Here is a 21,377-nt window from a genome sequence, read left to right as displayed (position 1 = left end):
GACGGCGGGCGGTCAGCCCCCTCTGATCGGCGTCGCGGTGAAGCCGAACTCGCCGATCGTGATCACGGCCGGACCGTCGATGCGGTCCAGGTCGTATATCGCCTCGCCGAGGTGGGTGGACATCAGGACCATCCACCAGTCCCACGAAGTTGTGGCGCTGCCTCGTGAACCGTCCTGCGCGATACGCCGGTAGTACGCGAGCAGCGTGCCGGGCGAGAACCGCATGGCGATCGGCGGAGTCAGCGCCGCCTCGTTGCGTTCGACAATGTGTGGGACGCCATGCAATACCTGGATTTTCAAGCCTTCCCACGTCCCGGCTCGAACGATGGAGTCCGTCAGTTCGTCGTGTGTCGGATCTTCCATGGCAGCCTCGTCCCCCGGCGGTCGGTGACGGTCGCTTCGAACCCGTCGTGTTTCTTGACGGAGCGGAGTGCGACCGCGTTCCATGGTGTGATGTCGATCACTGAATCGGGCGCTGTGGGCCCGGCGATACGGTCGGTCAGTACACGTCGCGGATGTAGCGCTTCTCGGCGATGAGTTGCTTCTTGAAGGCCAGTGCGCCGTCCTCGTCGAGTTTGCCGTGGATGCGGGCGATTCGCAGGAGCGCCTCGTCGACGTCCTTGGCCATGCGGCTGGCGTCGCCGCAGACGTAGAAGTGGGCGCCGTCGCGCAGCCAGGACCACAGCTCGGCGCCGTGCTCGATCATGCGGTGCTGCACGTAGATCCGTTCGCGCTGGTCTCGGGAGAAGGCCAGGTCGAGCCGGGTCAGGAAGCCGGAACGGAACATGTCCTCCAGCTCGGTGCGGTAGTAGAAATTGTGCGCCGCGTGCTGATCGCCGAAGAACAGCCAGTTGCGTCCGGTGCAGCCGAGGGCCCTGCGCTCCTGAAGAAATCCGCGGAAGGGGGCGATGCCGGTGCCGGGGCCCACCATGATCATCGGCGCGGTCGGGTCGGCCGGAGGACGGAAATGCGGTGCGCGCTGCAGGAAGATCGGCACCGCCGTGTCGGTGAGGTCGGCGCGATCGGCGAGGAAGGTCGAGCAAACGCCGCCGCGCCGCGCCGCCGAGCCGGTGGCCGCCGGGTCGCCGTAGCGCACGATGCCGACGGTCAGCTCCACTTCATCCGGGCTGACCCGCGGACTCGACGAGATCGAATACTGGCGCGGCTGCAGCTTTTTCAGAGTGCCGAGCCACTCCACCAGATCGGCCCGCACAGGGAAATCCCGCAGCACGTCGACGGCCTGCCGATCCCACAGGTAGTTCGCCAGCTCGTTGCGATTGTCTCGGCGCAGCAGTTTGGCGAGTTTGCCGCTGGCGTTGCGCTCGGCGAGAAAGCCGAGCAGATCCTGACCGACCTTGGTGATGTCGAAGTGCGTGCGCAGCGCATCGGCCAGGGGAACTTCGCGCTCGTCGACTTCCACGACGCGGCGACCGTCCAGCCCGGTGGCGGATAGCCATTCGCTGACCAGAGCGGTGCCGTTGACCGGCCAGACGCCCAGCGAATCGCCCACTTCGTACGCGGCGTCCAAGCCGCGCAGATCGAACGCGAAGCGGCGCACCTCCTTCGGTGATCCCGCGGCGGAGAGCAACTCGTTGCGCACCAGTGCGGCACGCAGCGGCGCGGCCCGGGTGAACGGTGCGGTGCGGGTGCGACCGAGTGCCGGGGCCATGCTCGGCGACTCCACCGTGGCCACCCCGCCGCCACGGGGCGTGGGTCGGCTCGGCGCGGCCGCACCGGTCACCGGCGAATCGGCGGGGTCCTCGGCCGGGCCGTCGCCCAAGGCGGCGAGCACGTCATCGAGCCAGCGCTGTGCCGCGTCGTGGTAGTCGGGTTCACTGTCGACGCGCGGGAGCAATCGGGTCGCGCCCAGTTCGGCGAATTTCTGGTCGAGTTTGCGACCGTAACCGCAGAAGTCGTCATAGGAGGAGTCGCCGAGTGCGAACACGGCGTAACGCACACCGGTCAGCCGCACGACGCTGTCGGCCAGCCGATCCCAGAAATCGGCTCCGTTGTCCGGCGGCCCTCCGTCGCCGAACGTGCTGCTGACCACCAGCACGTCGCCCTGGAGCGCACCTGGATCGCAGGAGTCCAGGTCCGATAGGCGCGGTGTGAATTCGTGCTCGGCGAGATGTGCCGCGACGGCGGCGGCGAACTCTTCGGCGTTGCCGGTCTGCGAGGCCCACAGCACGGTGACCGTGCGGGCGGCGGCGCCCGTGTCCGTCGTGGGCGCCGCACTACGCGAATACATCCCGGCCAGCAGCCCGTCGACCCACAGCCTGGTGTGCGCGGACATCGGCGCCGTCTCCGGAAGCACCGGCTGACCGGTCACCGGAAGCGCTTGCAGCGCCGCCAGATAGCCGCTGAGGTAGATCCGCTCGGTCTCGCTGAGCGTGGGGGCGGTGCCGCTGTCGAGGCCGAGCACGGCGGCCAGCGGGTGCGCCGCCTGAGCCGCGGGCAGCGCGGCGGGAGCCTGCGGCCGCGGCACGGAAGCCACCCGGCGTAGCGCCACCGCGCAGGCCTTGAACTCCGGTTGCAGCGAGGCCGGATCGACCGCGTCGTTGGTGACCGCGTTGATGGTCAGGTATTCGCCTTGCTCGTCGTTCCAATGGAACGGCACGAAGCAGTCGCCCTGCCGCACCCGGTCGCTGACCTGCACCGGCAGCACCGCACGGCCACGGCGGGAGGCGATCTCGAGCTGGTCGCCCGTGCGCAGACCGAGCCGCTCGGCGTCGGCCGGATGCACCTCGACGAACGGCGTGCCGTTCAGCTTGGTCAGTTTGTCGATCTTGCCGGTCTTGGTCATCGTGTGCCACTGATGTTGCAGGCGACCGGTGTTCAGCAGGAACGGGTAGTCGTCGTCGGGCATCTCCTCCGGCAGCAGGTGCGGCCGGGGCCAGAACACCGCGCGGCGGCTCGGCGTGGCGAAGGCCAGCCGGGGCCGGTGGCCGTTCTCGTCGACGAACAGCGTCTGGCTGACGCCGTCGTTGACGTAACGGATCGGGTTGCGCCTGCGGTCCGGCTCCGCGCACGGCCACTGCATCGGCCCTTCGCGCAGCGCCGCATAGCTCACGCCGCGCAGGTCGTAGCCGGTAGCGGGATTCGCGAACCGCTTGATCTCGTCGAACACCTCGGCGCTGGAGGCGAAGTCGAAGCCGGGGAATCCCATGGCGGTGGCGACGTCGGCGATGATCCGCCAGTCCGGCCGCGCGTCGCCGATGGGCGGGACCGACTGCTGCAGCAGGGTGAGGTTGCGTTCGGAATTCACCATCACCGCGTCGGCTTCCGCCCACAGCGTGGCGGGGAGCAGCAGGTCGGCGTAGGCGTTGGTCGCGGTCTCGGTGTAGGCGTCCTGGGCGATCACCAGTTCGGCCGCCTCCAGCCCCGCGATCACGGTCTTCCGGTTCGACACCGTGGCGACGGGATTGGTGCAGATGATCCAGGCCGCTTTGATCGTTCCTTCGGCCAGTTCACGGAACATCTCCACCGTGCCGGGCCCGGCTTCGGTGCGCAGGGTGCCGGGCGCCAGTTCCCACGCGGTCTCCACGAACGCGCGGTCCTCGGCGGAGAGCAGGCTGCGCTGGCCGGGCAGGCCGGGGCCCATGTACCCCATCTCGCGCCCGCCCATCGCGTTCGGCTGCCCGGTGAGCGAGAACGGCCCGCTGCCGGGACGGCAGATCGCGCCGGTGGCCAGGTGCAGGTTGCACAGCGCGTTGGTGTTCCAGGTGCCGTGTGTGGACTGGTTGAGTCCCATCGTCCACAGCGACATCCACTCGCCCGCCGCGCCGATCCATTCGGCCGCGGTCCGGATGTCGGCCTCGGCCAGTCCGGTGATCTCCGCCACGCGCTCCGGCGGATAGTCGGCCAGGAACTCCGGCATCGCGTCCCAGCCCTCGGTGTGCTCGGCGATGAACTCCGCGTCGATGTGGCCGCCTGCGACCAGCAGGTGCAGCAACCCGTTGAGCAGCGCGAGATCCGTGCCGGGCGCGATCTGCAGGAACAGGTCGGCGCGCGCGGCGGTCTCGGTGCGGCGCGGGTCGACCACGATGAGCTTCGCGCCCGTCTTCAGGCGATCGGCCATCCGCAGAAAAAGGATGGGGTGGCAGTCGGCCATGTTCGCCCCGATGACGAAGAACAGGTCCGCGTGCTCGAAGTCGTCGTAGGAGCCGGGCGGCCCGTCCGCGCCGAGCGACTGCTTGTACCCGGTGCCCGCGCTGGCCATGCACAGCCGCGAGTTCGCCTCGATGTGCACCGTGCGCAGATAACCCTTGGCGAGTTTGGTCGCGAGGTACTGCGCCTCCAGCGACATCTGCCCGGAGACATACAGCGCGATCGCGTCCGGACCGTGTTCGTCGAGAATCGCGCGCAACCGAACGGCCGCCTCGTGGACGGCCTCGTCGACGGGGAACGGCACCGGAACCTGGCCGCGCTCGAAGCGCCGGTAGGCGGTCTCCATCCGTCCGGGAGTGCGCATCAACTCCGCGTGGGTCGCCCCTTTGGTGCACAGCCTGCCGGCGTTCGCCGGATGCAGTTTGTCACCGCTGACCTTGGCGATCACCGGCTTGCCCGCGCCGTCGGCGGCGGTCGACACCGTTATCCCGCAGCCGACGCCGCAGTACGAGCACGCCGTTCGGGCGGTGCCGTCGCCGCGGCCGGTCACTGGATCGGTCATGTCTCCGATCATGCGGACCGCCGATTGCGCCGGATTTACCTCGCGTTATCGCCAGGTGACATTCCTCCTCACCGCTCCCGGATCGGTCGGTGAGGTGTGATCCAGATCTCCGGCTCAGTCCAGCTTGTAGGCGCGGTGCAGGGCAACCACGCCCCCGGTGAGGTTGCGCCACTTCACCGACGACCACCCGTTCGCCGCGATCCGCATCGCCAGCCTGCGCTGATTGGGCCACTCCGTGATCGATTCGGCCAGGTAGACGTAGGCTTCGGGATTACTGCTGACCACGCGCGCCACCTTGGGCAGCGCTTTCATCAGGTACTCCAGGTACACCGTGCGGAACACCGGCAGCACCGGCGCGGAGAACTCGCACACCACCAGCCTGCCGCCGGGCTTGGTGACCCGCAGCATCTCGCGCAGGGCGAGGTCGGTGTCGGCCACGTTGCGCAGCCCGAAGGAGATGGTCACCGCGTCGAAGGAGTCGTCGGCGAACGGCAGCGCCATCGCGTCGGCCGCCACCATCGGCACGTCGCGGAACCGGCCCGCGCTGAGCATGCCCTTGGAGAAGTCGGCTGCGAGGCACCACGCGCCGGATTTCTGCAATTGCAGGGTGGATACACCGGTGCCCGCCGCGAGATCGAGCAGCCGCTCGCCCGGCCGTGCCGCCAGCGCCTTGCGGGTCGCCCAGCGCCAATAGCGATCCTGGCCGGCGGAGATCACCGTGTTGGTCAGGTCGTAGCGCCGGGCGACGCCATCGAACATCGCCGCGACTTCGCGCGGCTGCTTGTCCAACGAGGCCCGGTTCGATTGCGTTTTCGGCACGGGAAGACCCTAACTCGCGGTCTGTTACGAACCGAGCGCGGCGCGTGGATACCTCCGTCACGCTTCGGCCGGGTTCATGCCGTATGCGGCAACCGAATCCGCGCGCCGGTCACTTCCGTGTAGTGGCCCATCAACTCGGTGCAGATGGCGGGCCAAGTCCGCGACAGCACCGACTTCCGCGCCGCCCCGGCGAACCGGGTCCGCAGCTCCGGATCGTGCAGCGCCCCGACAGCGCTGGGCAGCAACTCGCCGAACCGGTCCACCGGAAGCAGATAGCCGTTGCGGCAGTGGGCGATCAGGTCGCGGGGACCGCCCGCGTCGGGACCGATCACGGGGACACCGGAGGCCAGCGCCTCCTGCACGCCCTGGCAGAACGTCTCGTGTTCGCCCGCGTGCACCATGACGTCCAGACTGGCGTACGCCCGCGTCAGCTCGCCGCCGCCGAGTTCGCCGGTGAACACCGCGGTCGGCATCAGCCGGGCCAGCCGCTGACGCTCCGGCCCGTCGCCGACGATCACCAGCTGGATGTCCGGGTCGGCGGCCAGCACCGCGAGCCGCTCGACGTGCTTCTCCGGCGCGAGTCGCCCCACGAAGCCCACCAGCAGGCGGTCCCGGCCCGCGAGCCAGGCGTCCCGTAGTTCGGCGGAGCGGGCGCTCGGCGTGAACCGCGCGATGTCGACGCCGCGCCCCCACCGGTGCACGCGCGGGATGCCGTGCCTGGCCAGGTCCTCCGCGGCGGCCCGGGACGGGGCGAGCGTGCGGGTGGCGCCCTCGTGGATGCGCCGGGTCCAGCCCCAGGCGGCACGGCTCGCCAGCCCGAGCCCGTAACTCTTGGCGAAGCCGGCCACGTCGGTCTGATACACCGCGACAGTGGGCAGATCCAGCCGCAATGCCGCGCCGAGGCCGCCGGCGCCGAGCAGGAACGGAGAGGCCAGGTGAACCACCTCGGCGTCGAAGTCCTCGATGGCCGAGACGATGCCCGGCTGGGGCAGCCCGACCGGCAGCGAACTGACCTTCGGGACCATGACCGCGGGTACCCGGTGGACCGGGAAACGCTCGTAGTGGCGCGGTGCGGCGGGCTGTCCGCGGGGGGTGTCCGGCGCGATGATCAGCGCTTCGTGCCCGTTCCGGTCCAGGTGGTCGAGCACCCGCAGCACCGAGTTGACGACACCGTTCATGTTCGGCAGGAACGACTCCGCGACGATCGCTACACGCACGCTCCCAGCGTGACCGCTACACCGCGCCACGCCGCCACGCCGAAGTGAAGCGCACGGAAAGATCCGGCGAACTATCGGAACCCCGACCGCTTTCCCGGTGACGCGGATCTCAGGCCTGCGGGGCGGGCCTGACCACCGGCGCGGGACCGCGCCTACCCGCGCGGAAAAGCAACCACAGCGCGGGCAGCGCGAGCAGCCACACCACGACGATCACCGACAACGCGGGCGGAATGGCGACGCGCACGTCACGGCCCTCCACCCGCACCAGGTCCGGGTCGCTGCGGCGGTACTCCACACGAATCCGCTCGCCCGCGGTCAAGTTGGTCGGATAGAGCACGCCGACCTTCGGATTGTGCGTCTCGCCGTCCGGTGTGACGTACATGACCGCCGAGCGCAGCCGTCCCGCCGAGAGCACCTCGGCCGTGGTGCTGCCCTTGTCCGAGCTGATCAGATAATCGTTGCGCCACGCGGCCAGCACCAGCAGCCCGACGAGCACGCTCACCGCCGTCGCGGCGATCAACACGCCGATCCTGGCCCGTCGCAGGCGGATCGGCCGCCTGGTGAACTGGCTGGTTTCCGACACCGCCACAGGCTACCGATCGGCTCGGCTACGGTGGCGGCCATGTCCCGAAAATTCAGCTTCACCGTGCCGTACACAGTCCCGGTCGAAGATCTCCACCGGGCACTCATCACCGACGACGTCTGGCGGTCCCGCTTCGCCGAGGCGGAGACGGCGACAGTCGACCTGTCGCATCCCGACGGCGCGGGCACCATTCGCATCCATATGACCGAGAAGGCTCCCGAGGACAAGGTGCCAGCGCTGGTCCGCAAGGTGCTCAGGAGCGAACTCACCTTCTCCCGCACCGACAACTGGCAGCCGCTGGTCGGCGAGGTCGCCAAAGGCACCTTCGAGGTCTCCACCGGCGGCATCAACACCGCGATGTCGGGGTCCTACGAGATCCGTTCCACCGCGGAAGGTTCCGAGATCGAGGTCGTCGGCACCGTGCGGGTGAAGGTTCTCGTGGTCGGCGGCGCGATCGAGCCACTCGCCGAGCAGTTGCTCCACCGAGTGCTGAAGGGCGAGCGCAAAAGCATCGAGGACTGGCTGTCCGCCGAGTCGACCGCGTGAGCGCGCGCGTTGCCCCAGCGCGCCGGGGCAACGCCGTCGCGGCCTAGGCGAAGTCCTGCGGCGAGAACTCCTTCGGCTCCACCAGGACCAGCCAGTTTCCCGAATTGTCCCGGATGATCGCCTCGGTCCCGTAGGGCCGTTCGGCGGGCGGCTGCACGAACTCCACCCCTTTGGCGGTGAGTTCCTCGAAGGTCTTCTGGCAGTTCTCGGTCCGCAGGCCGAGCGAGCCGTGCGTGCCGTTGGCCAGCGCCCGCCGGACGGCGTCGGCGTAGTTCTCGTCCAGCGGCGGGCCGGGAAGCATCAGCGTGATCTCCAGCTCGGGGTGCGCGGGATGCGCGACGGTGACCCAGCGGAAACCGTTGTCGCCCATCGTGACATCGCTGGTCTCGACGAAGCCGAGCTTGTCGACGTACCACTCTTTCGCGGCGGTTTGGTCCGTCACGTACACCGTCACCAGGGAAACGTTCGTAATCGTCGTCATGCGGTCCACGCTATGGCGGGCACGAGGCCACCGGCTTCTCCGAAATTGCGCCGTTCGGTCAGCCTGGCGGCTTGCGGTCGGAGAGCCCGTGCATGAACACGAAACAGCCGGGGATACGCGGAGCGCCGTCGGCGAACTTCGCCTGGTATTCCGACGGCGTGACCCCGACCAACTGCCGGAACTTGCTGCTGAACGAGCCGAGGCTGCTGTAGCCGACCAGCATGCACACCTCGGTGACCGTCAGATTGGTCGAGCGCAGCAGGTCCTGGGCGCGTTCGATGCGCCGCTCGGCCAGGTACACGGCGGGGGTGCGGCCGTAGACCGCGGCGAACGCGCGCAGGAAGTGGTATTTCGACACCCCGGCGGCCGCCGCCAGTTCCTCCAGATGCAGCGGGTCGGCGTAATGGCGGTCCGCGAGGTCCCTGGCCCGGCGCAGATGCGGGAGCAGATACAGCGCGGGCAAGCCGCGCGCTCGTTGTCCGCCCATCGCGCCGCCCTCGTCCCTAAGCGAACGGCGGACGCTCGTCGAAGCGCAGCGATGCCCGGCCCGCCATCCGCCACGCCCGCGCGGTCAGGTCGACGTCCTCGTCGGTCACCAGATTGCCCATCACCCGGACCGCGGTGCGCTGCAAGTACTTCGACCGCATCACCGGAGGACCGCCCAGCGGCACCATGCGCGGGTGTGTGGCCAGGCCCGCGATCCGCCGGGCGACCGAGAACGTGCGTCCGTAGCGGGCGCGCAGGGTCTGCGGCCAGATCGCGGTGAAGTCGGGCTCGTCCAGCAGGCCGGCCAGCATGTGGCCGCCCTCCAAGCCGTAATCGATGCCTTCGCCGTTCAGCGGGTTCACACATCCCGCCGCGTCGCCGATCAGCACCCAGTTGCGCCCCGCGACGTTCGAGACCGCCCCGCCCATCGGCAGCAGGGCCGAGGCGACCGCGCGCAGCGAGCCCTCGAATTGCCATTCCTCGGTGCGCAGCGCGGTGTAGTGCGCCAAGAGCGGCTTCAACGCGATGTGCGAGGGGCGACGTTCCGTGGCCAGCGACCCCACACCGATGTTGACCTCGCCATTGCCGAGCGGGAACACCCAGCCGTAGCCGGGAACCAGTTCGCCGGAGGCGTCGCGCAACTCCAGATGCGAGGTGATCCACTGGTCGTCGCTGCGGCCGGACTTGATGTAGGCCCGCGCGGCGGTGCCGTAGGCGTACTGCCGATGCCAGACGCGGCCGAGCAGCCGCCCGATCGGCGAACGCACCCCGTCGGCGACCACCAGCGTCCGGCAGGCGATGGTGCGCGTGCCGCCCGCCGTACGCACCGTCACACCCGTGACCCGGTCACCCTCCCGGGTGACATCCATTACCTTCGTCCCGTCCACCATGCGCGCGCCCGACTTCACCGCCGTCTCGCGCAACTTGTCGTCGAGTTCGGTTCGGGGAACCGCGCTTCCGTACGTGGGGAAGGAACCGCCCGGCCAGTTCAGCAGCGCTTCGCGGCCGAAGCCGGTCATCCGGAGGCCGTGGTTGACGACGTGCGCGCGCACCCACTCGCCGAGCCCCAGCTGCTCCAATTCGGCGGTCGCACGCGGGGTGAGCCCGTCACCGCAGGTCTTGTCCCTGGGAAAAACGGCGGAATCGACGAGCACTACGTCGCGTCCGGCCCGCGCCGCCCAGGCCGCCGACGCCGATCCGGCCGGGCCCGCGCCGACGACCAGCACCTCGGCCCGGCTGGGCAACGCGTCCTCGTCGGGCGCGGGACTCGCTTCCGGTGAACCCATGCGGTCCATACTCGCAGGGCCGTCTCGCCGATGTCGACGGCGGTCGCGCTCGCGTCGTGGACGGTCACCATCGAGGCGGTGCGGCAGTGGACGATCCGCCACAGAGTGACGGTGTTCATGGGCCATCCGGCGGGGACACGCTAGGTTCTCTACCGTGGGGTCGGACGCATCGCTGGGAGAAGGAATGAGCACATCGGCCATGAGCGAGCGCAGCGAGCGAATCATGGACACGGCGCACGGCGGGCACAGCGAAGCCGGGAGCGACGCGGGCACGGTCGTGGCCGGGGTCGATCTCGGTGACGTCGGGCTGGCCGATACCGTGCGCAACGGCTTGGCGGACGTGGAGAGACTCCTCGTCGACGAGCTGTCCGACGGCGCGGAATTCCTCCAGGAGGCGGCGCTGCACCTGGCCAAGGCCGGCGGCAAGCGATTCCGTCCGCTCTTCACCATCCTCACCGGACAGCTCGGCCCGCGCCCCGCCGATCCCGCTCTGGTCACCGCGGGCACCGTCGTCGAACTCGTGCACCTGGCGACGCTGTACCACGACGACGTGATGGACGAGGCCCCGATGCGCCGCGGCGCGCCGAGCGTCAACTCGCGGTGGGGGAACAACATCGCGATCCTCGCGGGCGACTACTTGTTCGCGCACGCGTCCCGGCTCACCTCCACCCTCGGTCCCGACGCGGTGCGCATCATCGCCGAGACCTTCGCCGAACTCGTCACCGGTCAGATGCGCGAGACCATGGGCGCCCGCGAATCCCAGGACCCCGTCGAGCACTATCTCCGCGTGGTGTGGGAGAAGACCGGTTCGCTCATCGCCGCCGCAGGCCGCTTCGGCGGCACCTTCTCGGGTGCGGATGCCGAGCACGTCGAGCGACTGGCCCGCCTCGGCGACGCGGTCGGCACCGCCTTCCAGATCTCCGACGACATCATCGACATCTCCTCCGCCTCCGAGCAGTCCGGCAAGACCCCTGGCACCGACCTGCGTGAAGGTGTGCACACGCTGCCGGTGCTGTACGCGCTGCGCGAGGAGGGCGTCGACGGCGACCGGCTGCGCAAGCTGCTCGCGCGTCCGCTGGAGACCGACGACGAGGTGAAAGAGGCGCTCGACCTGCTCGCCGACTCCCGCGGCATGGCGCTGGCCAAGGAGAAGCTCCAGGGCTACGCCGACCTCGCCTACGCCGAGCTGTCCGCCCTGCCCGGCGGCCCCGCGAACGACGCGCTGGAGCGGCTGGTCCGCTACACCATCGAACGCGTGGGTTGAGTGGTCCGCCGCTCATGAGCAGGGGCGCATGTCGGCGAGGATTGATTTCCGCCGGCTGATTTCGGCTGGGCGCGGATTCATCGGAACTTTGCCTGGAGCTTCTATCGTTTATCTGCTGTAAGGCGACTCGGTGAACGGGGGAGCGGCAAGGGAGACGTATGCACGGGCACGGGTTTGCGAACGGGCTGAAGACCTTCGGGCTGATGGTGGGCCTGTCGGCCCTGATCGTGTTCATCGGCGCGCTGTTCCGCAACCCGACGATCCTCGTCGTCGCGATCCTGCTCGCGGTGGGCATGAACGCCTACGCGTACTTCAACAGCGACAAGATCGCGTTGCGGGCCATGCACGCGCAGCCGGTCAGCGAGCTGGAGGCGCCGGTCATGTACCGGATCGTGCGCGAGCTGGCCACCATCGCGCGCCAGCCGATGCCGCGGCTGTACATCAGCCCCACGAACGCGCCCAACGCCTTCGCCACCGGACGCAATCCGCGCCATGCCGCGGTGTGTTGCACCAGCGGCATCCTGCAACTTCTCGACGAGCGGGAATTGCGGGCCGTGCTCGGCCACGAACTGTCGCACGTCTACAACCGCGACATCCTCATCTCCTCGATCGCGGGTGCGCTCGCCGCCGTCATCTCCGGCCTGGCCAACCTGGCCGTCTACGCGTCCATGTTCGGCGGCAACCGCAACGGCGAGGGACCGAACGTGCTGGCCGTGCTGCTGGTGTCGTTGCTCGGCCCGATCGCGGCCACGCTGATCAAGCTGGCCGTCTCTCGCTCGCGCGAATTCCAGGCCGACCAATCCGGCGCCGAACTGACCGGCGACCCGCTGGCCCTCGCCTCCGCACTGCGGAAGATCGAACGCGGCGTCCACACCGCCCCACTTCCGCCCGAACCGCGGCTGGCGTCGCAGTCGCATCTGATGATCGCCAACCCGTTCCGTCCGGGTGAGCGGGTCGCCCGCTGGTTCACCACGCACCCGCCGATGAACGAGCGCATCGCCCGGCTGGAGGAGATGGCGGGCGGTCCCCGCCGGTACTGAGCCCGGCGGCCTCAGTCGTCCGAGGCCAGTTGGTCTTCGTAAGCGCGGAACGTATCGACGAACAACTTCCGCTGCTCCGCCGTGAGCGGCTCGAGCACCGTACGCCAGGCGCGAGCGCTGCGTCCCAGCCATTTGTGCACGGATCGCTCGTGCGCCGATGCGATGGCGACGATGGTGCGTCTGCGGTCGTCCGGGTCGGTGCCGCGTTCGAGCACACCCTGCTTGCTGAGTTCGCCGACCATGAGACTCACCGTCGTCGGCGCCACCTCCAGCCGGGCGGCCAGGTCCGTCACCGTGGTCGGGCCGTCGAACACCAGGTTGGCCAGCAACGACAGGTGCCGCGGCGCCAGCGAGAAGGATTCCAGCTCCGGGGGAACGCCCAACTTCTTGGCCCGTCCGACCACGCGCGGCATGAGCAGCAACAACGTGCGGATGCCCTCGTCCACGCCGAGTCCGGCCCGCTCCTCGGTCGACATGCAGTCCCCTCTAGCACCCTCGTGGACACGCTGAACGCGACCGACCCGGCCGCGCTGCGGACCCGGCGCTCAGCGGTAGTTGACGAACTGCAGCGCGATCCCGAAATCCTCGCCCTTCAGCAGGGCGATGACGGCCTGCAGATCGTCGCGCTTCTTGCTGCTCACGCGCAGCTCGTCGCCCTGGATCTGCGCCTTCACGCCCTTGGGGCCCTCGTCCCTGATCTTCTTGGAGATCTTCTTCGCGTGCTCGGAGTCGATGCCCTGCACCAGCGAACCGGTGATCTTGTAGACCTTGCCGGAGGAGACCGGCTCACCCGCGTCGAACGCCTTCAGCGAGATGTCGCGGCGGATCAGCTTCTCCTTGAACACCTCCAGCGCGGCCTTGACGCGCTCCTCCGCCTCCGCGGTGAGGACGATCTTGTCCTCGCCGGACCATTCGATCGACGCGCCGGTGCCGCGGAAGTCGTAGCGGGTGTTGAGCTCCTTCTCCGCCTGATGCAGGGCGTTGTCGACCTCCTGCCGGTCGACCTTGCTCACAACATCGAAAGACGAATCAGCCACGCTGCGCTCCTGTTCTGATGGTCCGACGGGCGAGTTGAACCGGACGCTTCCAGCCCCCGTCAGTTCTACCCGGAGACCCGAGGGTAGTCGCGTCGCACGGCCGATAGCCAGCCGGTTTGCATTCAGGGTGCGGGTTCGATGTATTCTGCTCAGCGCGCGAAACAATGCGCGAAAGGCAGGTTGCCCGAGCGGCCAATGGGAGCAGACTGTAAATCTGTCGGTGAAAGCCTACGTAGGTTCGAATCCTACACCTGCCACCGCGAGTGAGCCCTGTACGCAAAAAGCGCGTACAGGGCTCACTTGTATGTCTTGTGGGGTGCGACCCACGTCCCGCCCGGCGGGGCTTCGCCCCCCGGACCCACCTTCCAGCGGTTGCGTTGGTCACATGCGTTTCGTTTGATTCTGAACCCGACAGCCCTGCGAGGTCGGTTTGCGCGCTCGATGCGGTCGCGAGCGGTGTCGGCGTGTGTGCGAGCCCCGGCGACGCGTGGAATCCCGTATCCGCGCGGGCGAAAAATACGTCTCTGACCACACGGTTTGGTGGTGGGAGCGGTGAGTGTGTAACCTCGTTCAAGACTTCACCGCGCTGAGGTCGAGTATTTGGGGCTCGGTGCGGAAGTAGTCATGCCCCCTTAGCTCAGTCGGCAGAGCGTTTCCATGGTAAGGAAAAGGTCAACGGTTCGATTCCGTTAGGGGGCTCGCCGGATTGCCGGTGGTGACCGACTCGGCATCGCTCCCGATAGTGCGGGCTCGGCACCATGGCAATGCGACGCCGTGGCGGTGTAGCTCAGTCGGTAGAGCAAACGACTCATAATCGTTGTGTCGCCGGTTCAAGTCCGGCCATCGCTACCACAACCGATCAAGCCCATCAGGTACCGGAAAGAAGGCATATCGTGGCCGCGAAGTCCACCGATGTCCGGCCAAAGATCACCTTGGCCTGCGAGCAGTGCAAGCACCGCAACTACATCACCAAGAAGAACCGGCGCAACGATCCGGACCGCCTGGAGCTGAAGAAGTTCTGCCCGAACTGCGGCACGCACCGGGCGCACCGCGAATCCCGCTAGTCATCCACGCGTGAACTACCGCGTGGTGTAGCGCCGGGAGTCGCTCCCGGTATCTCGGGCCGTGGCACCGCGAGGGCCGGACAATTGTCCGGCCCTGACGCATTTCACGGTGTGGGTGCGGTGGTGAGCGCTCCACAGACTCCGGGTGACGGGGTCAGATAGGTACAGTCCTCCCGTGACAATCAACACCGGTACAGACGAAGCGGTCCAGACGAGCGAGGCGCTCGACCCCGCGGCGAACGCCGCGGCGATGGTCGGTCACCACTACCGCGTCGACGACTACTACGAGGTCGGCCGCGAGAAGGTGCGTGAATACGCCCGCGCCGTGCAGGACTACCACCCGGTGCACTGGGACGAGGACGCGGCGCAGGAGTACGGGTACGACAACCTGCTCGCGCCGGTTACCTTCATCTCCCTGGTCGGAATTCTCGCCCAGCGCAAACTGTTCGAAGAGGTCGTCACCGGCTACGACCTCAGCCAGATCATGCAGACCGACCAGATCCTCGAGTTCCATCGCCCGATCAAGGTCGGCGACCAGCTCACCTGCGATGTCCACCTGCACTCGTTCCGGCAGGCATTCGGCGGCGACATCATCGTGACCAAAAACATCGTCACCGCGCAGAACGACGAACTGGTGCTCACCACTTACACCACCCTCGTCGGCCGCAGCGGCGGCGATATCGACCCGAACCTCAACGCCGCCGTCCGGAACGTGCTCATGCACGGCATCGGCGAGGACGCGCCGGGGCATCGTCCGCGCTCGCTCGCGGTGACCCAGGCGCCCGCGCCGGTCGTGCCGCCCGTGGACGGTGTGCGCACCAAGCACGCCATCGGGTTCGAGGACGTCTCGGTGGGTGACGAGCTGCCCACCCGCGTCGTCCGGCTCACCCGCGGCGATCTGGTGAACTACGCGGGCGTCTCCGGTGACGCCAACCCGATCCACTGGAGCGACGAGGTCGTGAAGCTGGTCGGCCTGGAGAACGTGGTCGCGCACGGCATGCTGACCATGGGCCTCGGTGGCGGTTTCGTCACCTCGTGGCTGGGCGACCCGGGCGCGATCAAGGAGTACAACGTCCGCTTCACCAGCCCGGTCTACGTCGGGTCCGACGAGGCCGCCGAAGTCGAGTACACCGGTAAGGTGAAGTCGGTCGATCCGGAGACCAAGACCGCGGTCGTGGCCATCGTCGCGAAGGCGGCGGGGAAGAAGATCTTCGGCCGCGCGACCGCGACGGTGCAGCTGGCCTGACCAGGGACAGCGACCCGGATTGGCTAATGGCGCGGACGGTAACGTACACTCAGGTTTCTGGGGTCGCCAGCCGCTGCGCGCTGCTCTGAGGGGCTGGTTCCAGGCGATCCGCGAGGATTCGCCGACGGGGCCGGCAACTGCCGGAGCGGCGCGCGTGTTGTGTGACACCAGGGCACAACTGAATATCGAACAGTGGTTGGACAGTAAACATCGTCCGACCAAAGGGGCGTAGCTCAACTGGCAGAGCAGCGGTCTCCAAAACCGCAGGTTGCAGGTTCAAGTCCTGTCGCCCCTGCCCTGGATGCCAGCGACGAGAGAGGATCGACGTGAGCGAGCGTAGCGAGCGAGCCATTGGCACAGCGCGCATCGCGCACGACGGCACCGAGCTCAGCGAGGAGAAGGCGTGAGCGACGAGCGGGACACTCGCCGCGGCGCACATGCCGCCGACGAAGGCGACGACACCGCCGCAGCGACACGGCCGAGCGGAAAGCGGTCCGCGCGGCGGACCCGTGCCGGGTCTTCGGAGGTCGACACGGGCGCTATCGCCACGCTCGACCGTCCGTCGCGGAAGGCAGCCAAGGCGACCGATCGGGCCGAACGCAAGAAGTCGGGTAATCCGTTCAAGCGTTTGCTCAAGTTCCTGCGTGAGGTCATCGCGGAACTGCGCAAGGTGATCTGGCCCAACCGGAAGCAGATGGTCACCTATACGAGCGTTGTTCTGGTGTTCGTGATTTTCATGGTCGCGTTCATCAGCGGGTTGGATCTGGCGTTCATCAAGGGTGTCAACTGGCTGTTCGGCTAGCTGAACGACGCCGACGCCGGTAGCCGATCCCGGGCGGAGACGGGTGGAGTGATTTCGCCGCGCGCCCGGCCCGGCACGCAGAGGATGTACGTGACGACACAGGAAGCGAGTGCCCCAGTGAGCACCCCGGAGAACGACATACACGACAAGTTCCCGGCCGACGACACGGTGGCCGAGTCCACCGACTCCGTCGAGGAGTTCGCGACCGACGAGCCCGCGGTCGAGGAATCGGAGCCCGCTGAGTCCGCCCCTGCCGCCGCCGTCGATGCCGAGCCCGCCGACCCGGTCGCCGAGATGAAGGCGGCGCTGCGGCGCGCTCCCGGCGAGTGGTACGTCATCCACTCCTACGCCGGTTACGAGAACAAGGTGAAGGCCAACCTCGAGACCCGCGTGCAGAACCTGGACCTGGAGGACTACATCTTCCAGGTGGAGGTGCCCACCGAAGAGGTCACCGAGATCAAGAACGGGCAGCGCAAGCACGTCAACCGCAAGGTGCTGCCCGGTTACATCCTGGTCCGGATGGAGCTGAACGACGAGTCGTGGGGCGCGGTGCGCAACACCCCCGGCGTCACGGGTTTCGTCGGCGCCACTTCGCGCCCGTCGCCGCTGTCCATCGATGACGTGGTGAAGTTCCTCGTTCCGGCCGCACAGCAGCAGAAGAAGCCCGCCGCGGCAGCCGCTGCGGCGACTCCCGAGACCGCGGGCGGCGAGATCGCGCCGAAGCCGGTCATCGAGGTCGACTTCGAGGTCGGCGAGTCGGTGACCGTCATGGACGGCCCGTTCGCGACGCTGCCCGCCAGCATCTCCGAGGTGAACGCCGAGCAGCAGAAGCTGAAGGTGCTCGTGTCGATCTTCGGCCGCGAGACCCCGGTCGAGCTGGCGTTCACCCAGGTCGCGAAGATCTAGACCAGCTCTGTCGGCGGCCGGGTGAATCCGGCCCCGGGCGAGGATCGCAACACCAGACTTGCAAAGAGCAAGGGACACCAACACCTAGGAAAGAAAGATGCCCCCCAAGAAGAAGAAGCTCGCCGGGATCATCAAGCTTCAGATCCAGGCCGGCCAGGCGAACCCGGCCCCTCCGGTCGGCCCCGCGCTCGGTCAGCACGGCGTCAACATCATGGAGTTCTGCAAGGCGTACAACGCCGCGACCGAGTCGCAGCGTGGCAACGTCATCCCGGTCGAGATCTCGGTGTACGAGGACCGGTCGTTCGACTTCAAGCTGAAGACCCCTCCCGCCGCCAAGCTGCTGCTCAAGGCCGCCGGCGTGCAGAAGGGCTCGGCGGAGCCGCACCGCAACAAGGTCGCCAAGGTGACCATGGACCAGGTGCGCGAGATCGCCAAGACGAAGCAGGAAGATCTGAACGCCAACGACCTCGAGCAGGCGGCCAAGATCATCGCGGGTACCGCCCGTTCGATGGGCATCACCGTCGAGGGCTGAGCGGAACCGCTCCCCGGTGGGAGGGCCGGCCAGGCCCGATAACCACGTCTGAACTACCGATCGAACAGGACAGAGAATCATGGCAAAACGAAGCAAGGCGTACCTCGCCGCGGCCGAGAAGGTCGATCGCACCAAGCTCTACTCCCCGCTGGCCGCCGCGCGCCTGGCGAAGGAGACCGCCACCACCAAGACCGACGCGACCGTCGAGGTCGCCGTGCGTCTCGGTGTGGATCCCCGCAAGGCGGACCAGATGGTCCGCGGCACGGTCAACCTGCCGCACGGCACCGGTAAGACCGCCCGCGTCATCGTGTTCGCCGCGGGCGAGAAGGCCGCCGAGGCCGAGGCCGCGGGCGCCGATGCCGTCGGCGCCGAGGACCTGATCGAGCGGATCCAGGGCGGCTGGCTGGACTTCGACGCCGCGATCGCCACCCCGGACCAGATGGCCAAGGTCGGCCGGATCGCGCGTGTCCTCGGCCCGCGTGGCCTGATGCCGAACCCGAAGACGGGCACGGTCACCACCGATGTGACCAAGGCCGTCAACGACATCAAGGGCGGCAAGATCAACTTCCGTGTCGACAAGCAGGCCAACCTGCACTTCGTCATCGGCAAGGCGTCCTTCGACGACAGCAAGCTGGTGGAGAACTACGGCGCCGCGCTGGACGAGATCCTGCGGGCCAAGCCGTCGACCGCCAAGGGCCGCTACGTCAAGAAGGTGACGGTCTCGACGAACACCGGACCGGGCATCCCGGTGGACCCGAACCGCACCCGCAACCTCTTGGAAGAGGACGCGTAAGCAGCAGCTAGCCGCGGCAACGGCGGGAACGCATTGTGCGTTCCCGCCGTTGCGCGTTCGAGGACTAATCCGCTCGGCGGCGTGGTTGGGGTGGATGTGACCGTCGTTCTGTTGATCTCCGGTAGTACTCGCGCCGCCTCCACCAATTCCGCCGCACTACGAACCGCCTCGGCGATCGCCCCGGACGGTGTCGAAACCGTCTGGTACGACGGGCTCGCGGATCTGCCCGCTTTCGCTCCGGACGACGACGGCACCGCTCATCCCGCGGTAGTCGCGCTCCGCGAACAACTTTCGCGCGCCGACGCCGTGCTGTTCTCCACGCCCGAATACGCGGGCACTTTGCCGGGCAGTTTGAAGAACCTGCTGGACTGGACGGTTGGCGCCGGTGATCTCTACGGCAAGCCGGTCGCTTGGATCACGGTCGCGCCGGAGGGTCGCGGTGACGGCGCGACCGCCACACTGCGCAGCGTGCTGGGTTACGTCGGAGCCGACATCGATCCGGATGCCTGCCGACGACTCCCTGTGCCGCGCGAGGGCGTCGGCCCGGACGGACTGGTCGCCGACCCTGAATTCCGGTCCGGCGCCACGGCCGTGTTGCGCGGTCTCGCGCGGCATGCCGCGACCGCGACTTCGTGAGAAACACCACTCGCCGACGCGGACCGCGGCATCGCATTCCAGGTGGTGCACGGGTGTGCACCGCGGAAAAGTGAGTCGCGGCACAACGATTCGACGGCCGAGTGGTTGCGATCAGACGTATGCCGGGGCCCGTTTTGGCAGATGGGAACCCATGCAGGTACATTGGAAGTCAGTTATCGACGAGTTCGATCGCTACCCAATCCGTTCTACCGAAGACCGTTGGTCGCCGATCCCGTATGGGTTCGGTCGAAGGTCCGGCGACATTGCCGGCGGCCCACGCAGGGAGAGCCGAGGCTGGGAATTGATCCGGATACGCACCGGATCGGTTTTCTGTTGCGCCCCGGAACGCTCTGCGTTCGGGGCGTTTGTTTTGTCGCCGGCCCCTGATCGGTAGTTCGCGTATACGAACCGACCAATCAGAGAGGAGGCGAAGTATGGCAAAACCCGAGAAGGTCACCGCGGTCGAGGAGATCGCGGAGCAGTTCAAGAGCTCGACGGCCACCGTCGTCACGGAATACCGTGGCCTGTCGGTCGGCAAGCTCACCGAGCTGCGGCGCGCGCTCGGCGCCGACGCCACGTACTCCGTCGCCAAGAACACCCTGGTCAAGCGTGCCGCCGCTGAGGCGGGCGTGGAAGGTCTCGACGAACTGTTCGTCGGGCCGACCGCGATCACCTTCATCACGGGTGAGCCGGTCAACGCGGCCAAGGCCCTGAAGACCTTCGCGAAGGACAACAAGGCGCTCATCATCAAGGGCGGCTACATGGACGGCGCTCCGCTGTCCGTGTCCGAGGTCGAGCGGATCGCCGACCTGGAAACCCGCGAGGTGCTGCTGGCCAAGCTGGCGGGCGCGCTCAAGGGCAACCTCACCAAGGCCGCCGGTCTGTTCAACGCTCCCGCCTCGCAGGTGGCCCGCCTGGCCGCCGCGCTGCAGGAGAAGAAGCAGGCCGAAGAAGGCGCACCGGCCGCCGAGTAAGACCCGTGCGGCACGACTCGCCCGCATATAGACATCAACTACCGAAAGGAACACAACAATGGCCAACGTTGACGAACTGCTCGAGACCTTCGGCAACATGACCCTGCTCGAGCTGTCGGACTTCGTGAAGAAGTTCGAGGAGAAGTTCGAGGTCACCGCGGCTGCTCCGGTCGCCGTCGCCGCCGTCGGCGGTGCCGCCGCTCCGGCCGAGGCCGCTGAGGAGCAGGACGAGTTCGACGTCGTCCTCGAGGGTGCGGGCGACAAGAAGATCCAGGTCATCAAGGTGGTCCGCGAGATCGTCTCCGGCCTGGGCCTGAAGGAAGCCAAGGACCTGGTCGAGAGCGCCCCGAAGCCGATCCTGGAGAAGGTCGCCAAGGATGCCGCCGAGGCCGCCAAGGCGAAGCTGGAAGAGGCCGGCGCCAAGGTCTCGGTCAAGTAATTCACGACCGAACACGCCGAACGGGCGGTCCCCTTTGGGGATCGCCCGTTCGGCGTGTTCGGCAATCCCGCCGCTATCGCCGATACCGAAAGGATTGCGGAGTTACTACGCAGTCAGGTTGGGGTGTGCCCGATCTGTCCCATGAGTTACAGTGACCGAACCCACACGTGACGGACCGCGATGACCGAGCGCGCGGTTCGCCGGTGGGCAGCTCGCTGAGAATTTGTGGAGGTTGGCGTGGGCGTCGAGGTCAGGACCGAGAGTGTGACCAAGTCTTTCGGTTCCCAGCGCATTTGGCAGGACGTGTCGTTGACGTTGCCTTCGGGTGAGGTCAGTGCGTTGCTGGGGCCGTCGGGTACCGGTAAGTCGGTGTTCTTGAAGTCGCTGATCGGTCTGCTGCGCCCGGAACGTGGTTCGATCTTCATCGATGGCACGGATATCACGACGTGTTCGAACAAGGAGCTGTACGAGATCCGGAAGTTGTTCGGCGTGTTGTTCCAGGACGGTGCGTTGTTCGGGTCGATGAACCTGTTCGACAACGTGGCGTTCCCGTTGCG

General features: G+C 67.7%; 23 protein-coding genes and 4 tRNA genes. 17 read left to right on the top strand and 10 right to left on the bottom strand.

What is annotated here, in order from left to right; all coding sequences use genetic code 11:
- Positions 1 to 12: 12 nt before the first annotated feature.
- From ABZ824_RS08140 to ABZ824_RS08120, 5 genes are all read right to left on the bottom strand, one after another.
- A complete protein-coding gene (locus tag ABZ824_RS08140; protein ID WP_356962531.1) occupies positions 13 to 363 on the bottom strand; it encodes a hypothetical protein in 351 nt (116 codons plus the stop codon).
- 136 nt (positions 364 to 499) lie between these two features.
- The gene (locus tag ABZ824_RS08135) at positions 500 to 4,669 is read right to left on the bottom strand and encodes a bifunctional nitrate reductase/sulfite reductase flavoprotein subunit alpha (protein ID WP_356962529.1); all 4,170 of its coding nucleotides are present in this window, start codon (positions 4,667 to 4,669) and stop codon (positions 500 to 502) included.
- Positions 4,670 to 4,783: 114 nt separating this feature from the next.
- Positions 4,784 to 5,488 carry a demethylmenaquinone methyltransferase gene (locus ABZ824_RS08130; protein ID WP_356962527.1) on the bottom strand — a complete coding sequence of 235 codons (705 nt, stop codon included), beginning with the start codon at positions 5,486 to 5,488 and terminating at the stop codon, positions 4,784 to 4,786.
- A gap of 74 nt (positions 5,489 to 5,562) precedes the next feature.
- The gene (locus ABZ824_RS08125; RefSeq protein ID WP_356962525.1) at positions 5,563 to 6,705 is read right to left on the bottom strand and encodes a glycosyltransferase family 1 protein; all 1,143 of its coding nucleotides are present in this window, start codon (positions 6,703 to 6,705) and stop codon (positions 5,563 to 5,565) included.
- 109 nt (positions 6,706 to 6,814) lie between these two features.
- On the bottom strand, positions 6,815 to 7,288 hold the full coding sequence (locus tag ABZ824_RS08120) for a DUF3592 domain-containing protein (protein WP_356962523.1): 474 nt from the start codon (positions 7,286 to 7,288) through the stop codon (positions 6,815 to 6,817).
- 39 nt (positions 7,289 to 7,327) lie between these two features.
- On the opposite strand from ABZ824_RS08120, the gene ABZ824_RS08115 reads away from it, so the two are divergent.
- Positions 7,328 to 7,834, top strand: a complete 507-nt coding sequence (locus ABZ824_RS08115) for a DUF2505 domain-containing protein (protein WP_355072025.1) — start codon at positions 7,328 to 7,330, stop codon at positions 7,832 to 7,834.
- A gap of 43 nt (positions 7,835 to 7,877) precedes the next feature.
- Here the strand turns inward: ABZ824_RS08115 and ABZ824_RS08110 are convergent, their stop codons facing one another.
- From ABZ824_RS08110 to ABZ824_RS08100, 3 genes are read right to left on the bottom strand one after another with little or no spacing between them, the layout of a single operon-like run.
- Positions 7,878 to 8,315 (bottom strand): VOC family protein, encoded by a 438-nt coding sequence (locus tag ABZ824_RS08110; RefSeq protein WP_067810448.1) that lies wholly within the window; start codon positions 8,313 to 8,315, stop codon positions 7,878 to 7,880.
- A 58-nt stretch (positions 8,316 to 8,373) separates the two neighbouring features.
- The gene (locus ABZ824_RS08105) at positions 8,374 to 8,802 is read right to left on the bottom strand and encodes an AraC family transcriptional regulator (protein ID WP_355072027.1); all 429 of its coding nucleotides are present in this window, start codon (positions 8,800 to 8,802) and stop codon (positions 8,374 to 8,376) included.
- Positions 8,803 to 8,818: 16 nt separating this feature from the next.
- Positions 8,819 to 10,087, bottom strand: a complete 1,269-nt coding sequence (locus tag ABZ824_RS08100) for a geranylgeranyl reductase family protein (protein ID WP_356962520.1) — start codon at positions 10,085 to 10,087, stop codon at positions 8,819 to 8,821.
- 223 nt (positions 10,088 to 10,310) lie between these two features.
- Between ABZ824_RS08100 and ABZ824_RS08095 the strand changes: the two genes are divergently transcribed.
- Positions 10,311 to 11,351 carry a polyprenyl synthetase family protein gene (locus ABZ824_RS08095; RefSeq protein WP_355072144.1) on the top strand — a complete coding sequence of 347 codons (1,041 nt, stop codon included), beginning with the start codon at positions 10,311 to 10,313 and terminating at the stop codon, positions 11,349 to 11,351.
- 158 nt (positions 11,352 to 11,509) lie between these two features.
- Positions 11,510 to 12,391, top strand: coding sequence for a zinc metalloprotease HtpX (gene htpX, locus ABZ824_RS08090; protein WP_355072031.1), 882 nt, complete (start codon positions 11,510 to 11,512; stop codon positions 12,389 to 12,391).
- 11 nt (positions 12,392 to 12,402) lie between these two features.
- On the opposite strand, the gene ABZ824_RS08085 is transcribed toward htpX, so the two are convergent.
- Together ABZ824_RS08085 and ABZ824_RS08080 are read right to left on the bottom strand one after the other, a co-directional pair.
- Entirely contained in the window at positions 12,403 to 12,867 is a 465-nt protein-coding gene (locus ABZ824_RS08085) for a MarR family winged helix-turn-helix transcriptional regulator (protein WP_356962518.1), read from the bottom strand.
- Between the two features lie 69 nt (positions 12,868 to 12,936).
- The gene (locus tag ABZ824_RS08080) at positions 12,937 to 13,428 is read right to left on the bottom strand and encodes a YajQ family cyclic di-GMP-binding protein (protein WP_039802015.1); all 492 of its coding nucleotides are present in this window, start codon (positions 13,426 to 13,428) and stop codon (positions 12,937 to 12,939) included.
- Between the two features lie 174 nt (positions 13,429 to 13,602).
- Between ABZ824_RS08080 and ABZ824_RS08075 the strand changes: the two genes are divergently transcribed.
- The 14 genes from ABZ824_RS08075 to ABZ824_RS08010 all read left to right on the top strand — a co-directional run.
- Positions 13,603 to 13,685, top strand: a tRNA-Tyr gene (locus ABZ824_RS08075).
- A 369-nt stretch (positions 13,686 to 14,054) separates the two neighbouring features.
- Positions 14,055 to 14,127: transfer RNA gene (locus ABZ824_RS08070), tRNA-Thr, on the top strand.
- Positions 14,128 to 14,204: 77 nt separating this feature from the next.
- Positions 14,205 to 14,280: transfer RNA gene (locus tag ABZ824_RS08065), tRNA-Met, on the top strand.
- Between the two features lie 41 nt (positions 14,281 to 14,321).
- Positions 14,322 to 14,492, top strand: a complete 171-nt coding sequence (gene rpmG, locus ABZ824_RS08060) for a 50S ribosomal protein L33 (protein ID WP_011211653.1) — start codon at positions 14,322 to 14,324, stop codon at positions 14,490 to 14,492.
- Positions 14,493 to 14,673: 181 nt separating this feature from the next.
- Positions 14,674 to 15,738: a fused (3R)-hydroxyacyl-ACP dehydratase subunits HadA/HadB gene (locus tag ABZ824_RS08055; protein WP_356963462.1), complete on the top strand. Its 1,065-nt coding sequence runs from the start codon at positions 14,674 to 14,676 to the stop codon at positions 15,736 to 15,738.
- A gap of 222 nt (positions 15,739 to 15,960) precedes the next feature.
- Positions 15,961 to 16,033: transfer RNA gene (locus ABZ824_RS08050), tRNA-Trp, on the top strand.
- A 108-nt stretch (positions 16,034 to 16,141) separates the two neighbouring features.
- Complete coding sequence (gene secE, locus ABZ824_RS08045) at positions 16,142 to 16,540, top strand: preprotein translocase subunit SecE (RefSeq protein WP_356962516.1); 399 nt, start codon at positions 16,142 to 16,144, stop codon at positions 16,538 to 16,540.
- Positions 16,541 to 16,657: 117 nt separating this feature from the next.
- On the top strand, positions 16,658 to 17,446 hold the full coding sequence (gene nusG / locus ABZ824_RS08040) for a transcription termination/antitermination protein NusG (protein WP_356963461.1): 789 nt from the start codon (positions 16,658 to 16,660) through the stop codon (positions 17,444 to 17,446).
- 97 nt (positions 17,447 to 17,543) lie between these two features.
- Entirely contained in the window at positions 17,544 to 17,978 is a 435-nt protein-coding gene (gene rplK / locus ABZ824_RS08035) for a 50S ribosomal protein L11 (protein ID WP_043733097.1), read from the top strand.
- A 79-nt stretch (positions 17,979 to 18,057) separates the two neighbouring features.
- Positions 18,058 to 18,771, top strand: coding sequence for a 50S ribosomal protein L1 (rplA, locus tag ABZ824_RS08030; protein ID WP_067810457.1), 714 nt, complete (start codon positions 18,058 to 18,060; stop codon positions 18,769 to 18,771).
- A gap of 96 nt (positions 18,772 to 18,867) precedes the next feature.
- Positions 18,868 to 19,407 (top strand): NAD(P)H-dependent oxidoreductase, encoded by a 540-nt coding sequence (locus ABZ824_RS08025; protein ID WP_356962514.1) that lies wholly within the window; start codon positions 18,868 to 18,870, stop codon positions 19,405 to 19,407.
- Positions 19,408 to 19,841: 434 nt separating this feature from the next.
- Positions 19,842 to 20,381 (top strand): 50S ribosomal protein L10, encoded by a 540-nt coding sequence (gene rplJ / locus ABZ824_RS08020; protein WP_355072042.1) that lies wholly within the window; start codon positions 19,842 to 19,844, stop codon positions 20,379 to 20,381.
- A gap of 58 nt (positions 20,382 to 20,439) precedes the next feature.
- Positions 20,440 to 20,820 (top strand): 50S ribosomal protein L7/L12, encoded by a 381-nt coding sequence (gene rplL / locus ABZ824_RS08015; RefSeq protein ID WP_043698929.1) that lies wholly within the window; start codon positions 20,440 to 20,442, stop codon positions 20,818 to 20,820.
- 225 nt (positions 20,821 to 21,045) lie between these two features.
- On the top strand, positions 21,046 to 21,377 hold a 332-nt coding region (locus tag ABZ824_RS08010), incomplete at its 3' end, for an ATP-binding cassette domain-containing protein (RefSeq protein WP_356962512.1).

Origin of the sequence: Nocardia sp. NPDC047038, assembly GCF_040644075.1 — a bacterium.
GTDB lineage: Bacteria > Actinomycetota > Actinomycetes > Mycobacteriales > Mycobacteriaceae > Nocardia > Nocardia sichangensis.
Note: the sequence above shows the minus strand (reverse complement) of the source record. Positions and strands in the feature narration are given on the sequence as shown.